The sequence below is a fragment of the Ensifer soli genome, from assembly GCF_041928815.1.
In the GTDB taxonomy this organism is placed as follows: domain Bacteria; phylum Pseudomonadota; class Alphaproteobacteria; order Rhizobiales; family Rhizobiaceae; genus JBHFEI01.
Map to the genome: position 1 here is coordinate 1 of NZ_JBHFEI010000050.1, position 2,993 is coordinate 2,993.

The 2,993-nt window shown below is 60.1% G+C and carries 3 protein-coding genes; all 3 read right to left on the reverse strand.

Annotated features, from left to right (window positions below):
• Positions 1–55: 55 nt before the first annotated feature.
• From ACEVQ6_RS23545 to ACEVQ6_RS23555, 3 genes are read right to left on the reverse strand one after another with little or no spacing between them, the layout of a single operon-like run.
• Positions 56–529 (reverse strand): hypothetical protein, encoded by a 474-nt coding sequence (locus tag ACEVQ6_RS23545; RefSeq protein WP_374891475.1) that lies wholly within the window; start codon positions 527–529, stop codon positions 56–58.
• Positions 522–1,280, reverse strand: a complete 759-nt coding sequence (locus tag ACEVQ6_RS23550) for a hypothetical protein (protein WP_374891476.1) — start codon at positions 1,278–1,280, stop codon at positions 522–524. Before ACEVQ6_RS23550 ends, ACEVQ6_RS23545 begins: the two co-directional genes overlap by 8 nt.
• Positions 1,280–2,935, reverse strand: coding sequence for a KAP family P-loop NTPase fold protein (locus tag ACEVQ6_RS23555; RefSeq protein WP_374891477.1), 1,656 nt, complete (start codon positions 2,933–2,935; stop codon positions 1,280–1,282). The genes ACEVQ6_RS23550 and ACEVQ6_RS23555 overlap by 1 nt, the downstream gene beginning before the upstream one ends.
• Between the last annotated feature and the right edge of the window lie 58 nt (positions 2,936–2,993).

Here is a 2,993-nt window from a genome sequence, read left to right on the forward strand (position 1 = left end):
TTAAATCAAACCGCTAGCGAGCCGCAAAATCCGTTCTTACAAAGCCTAAAAAGTCTCAAATCATTCGACGACGGACACAATCCGCCGATCCGATTGCGATGTGCTTCCTCAGCCTCTTGATCGCCTCCTTGACCGGAGGCTCCATCCCGCCGTCACGGAAAGACAACGTCCAGCGATCGCCACTGAGAAAATTCAGCGCGTTTTCGAGGTCTTCAGCGACATCATGCCAGACCTCGGGACGAGCCAGCGGGATGTCCAGGTTGAACTCACGCGCCCATCCGTTCGCCGAGAACCGTTCGCGGCTGACATATGTGTCGGCGGCGATGACTGCGAGTGCTATGGACAGGAAGTCCATAGCCTTGCGATCGACGACCACCGCGAGGCGGCGCACGGCGACTTCCAACGGGCCGCCGACCGAACCGGTTCCGGGACGAACTGGCTTCGGGCCATATAGAAAGACATGCGTTGTACCCGCGACATCCGTCGGTGGAATCTTCGCTTCGTCAACGTGGAAAACGAGCTTATTCATCGTAGCTCTCCCATTCGCGCCAGACTTCGGTGACCGCTTCGCGCATGAAGCGATGAACATCCGTCTTCGTCATGTTTCCGGCATTGGCCAGCTGAGGTCCCAGGTTCTTGTCCACGACCACGCGGATGAGTTCGAGCAGTTCGCCCTCCGCTTCTGGTGTCCGCTGTTCGTCAGGCGCGTTCGCCCACGAACCACCGACTTCTTCGACGATCTCCTGGAAGACAGACTGCGACAGGTATTCGCCGAGAATCCTGTTGATCGTCTCGGCATCAAGTTGGCCGGGATCGAAGTCGCCTTCGCCGAGGACTTCCAACATCGCCTCGTCGATCGCCGCACGGATACGGTCGCTGTCACCGTTCTCGGGTGCGAGCTGCTCCGCAAGGCGTTGGCATACGACGTCCAGAGGCTGGCCCGTAAGCGACGCCTTCGACAAGCCTTGATCGGCCGCCGTCGCCCCGTCTCCACCGAGCGAATTCAGGACATCGTACAGTTGGCCGCCGGACGCATACACCGACGCAAAACGTCGTGGACCGACGCCGCTTCCTCCCGTCGAGGTGCGGGCGTAATGACCAAGCGACTTACGCAGGTCGCCGCCGTCGCCGCCCTTGAGGTACTTTCCGAACGAAGTCCTGAAGGCCTGGAACCTCTTCGGTGGTGCGGCAGGGATTGGCGCGCCCGGTTGATCGTCCGCCCACGGCGGAACCATCGGTTGGTTGGACCCGGACCCTTTCGAAGATGCGGAGGTTCCCATCAGGCGGCGCTCCCCGGCGGTGTGGTCGTGTCGTCCTTCATCAAGGACTTCATCCACCTCGGGCGGCTTGGAAGACCCGCGACGAACGCAACCAGCTTTTCGTGGGCAATCTCGTCACTCTTGGCAAGCAGCGCCGCTCCTCGGAAATCGTCGCGCCCTTTCGACCAGTCCGGATTGCGTTTCATCGTCGCGATGATTTCGTCCATCGCATCCCCGACCTCCGCCGCGTCGATCTCCCTGATGGCGGTCTTCGACGCCAACGAACTCAGGGTGGGGGTCTTCAGGATGACTTCGATGGCCTTCAAGGTCTTTGCGCTGATGCGTTGCGCCGACATCTTCACCGGCATGGTTTCCTTGGAAAGGTAAACCGCAGGACGCAGGTCCGTGCCGCCGAGCGGAGGGTGGAGCTTGAGCCAGTCCGAAACGAAGTCCGGATATTTTTGCCATTCCTTCGGAAGCTTGTCTGGAGCAACCACGTCGCCTAACGCTTCAAGCTCAAGGAAAAGAGGGGCTTTTCCACCAGGTGCTGCGCTGATCAGGGCGTTCAATGCCCGAATGGCTCCCTCGTCGGTGCATCGCTCGAACAGGGCGAGCTTCGCGATGGTGGATTCGTCCAGTGCCATCCCGCGACGGCGAGCGACCAGGCCGCGCATCCGCACGACATTCAGCAACCGTTTAACGATGCGCGGGTTGCCGTTCACCTGTTTCGAATGCGCGAGAAGCCCCGCGAGGCGATCCATTGTCTCGAGCGTAGCCCGAAGCTCGTGGCCCGTCGCGACGCCAAGGCGGGTCGCCGCTTGATCGACGTCGAAAGGCGGGTCATCGGACCAGCTTTTACGCAGTTTGCCAATGAGAAACGTCCGCAAGGCCTCGACTTTGTCAGCAGCAACATCGGATCGCGCCGCCGCCAACATGAAGAGATACGCCCGTACTTCCTGAAGACCGAGCTTCGGCACCCTCAGGGGTATCTGGATCAGTTTGTCCAGGTAATCGGTGATGTGCTGGCTGCCGGGGTCTTTGAAATGCTTCTCCACCGAGAGGCGGATCATGTCTTCGTCGGCCGCCACGACGAACACCGTGTTCGGCATGAACAGGAAAAGGCGCATCGCCTCAAGAGTGGCAATTGCGTTCTCGGGTAGGCATCGATCGAGGTTGTCAACGAAGACGACGAGACGACGCTCCATTTTCCCGAGCAGGTCGCTGAATTCCTTCCGGAATGCGATGATCTCTTCGGGGGCATTGCGCTTCTCTTTCGGCTTCAGAAGACCCGAGGCTCGTTTACCCGCTTCGGTCGCCGCGCCTCTCACCGCGTCGACGTCCTCCTCGTCGGCCGTCCCATCCCAAATCTCTTCGGCGGAACCAGCGGCCCTCGTGAACATGCCGAGGGTAGGAACACCTGCCAACAACGCTCCGACGTCAGCGGCCATCCCGAGGACTTTGAGCTTGTTCACGCGCCGATAGAAGCTCGCCGCTTTCTCCTGAAGCGATTCGGGGGCGGCTTCGTAGATCGCCTTCGCGATGACCGTCATCAGGGCCGACCTCGCTTCCTCGAAGTCTTGGTAGAGCCAGGCGTCGAACGGAACGACGAGGTTTCTCTCCTCGGCTCTCAGCTGCGTTCCGACCAACTGAAGAATGCTAGAGCAGATTCGACTTATTCCGGGTCATATCCTGCGGCCTCGAAATAGTGTCGGCATTCCTTTGGCGTGAAGGCGG

Bases quoted from the DNA above. Each gene is read 5' to 3' on its own strand.
- ACEVQ6_RS23550 (WP_374891476.1), bottom strand. From the start codon at position 1,280: ATGGGAACCTCCGCATCTTCGAAAGGGTCCGGGTCCAACCAACCGATG.
- ACEVQ6_RS23545 (WP_374891475.1), bottom strand. From the start codon at position 529: ATGAATAAGCTCGTTTTCCACGTTGACGAAGCGAAGATTCCACCGACG.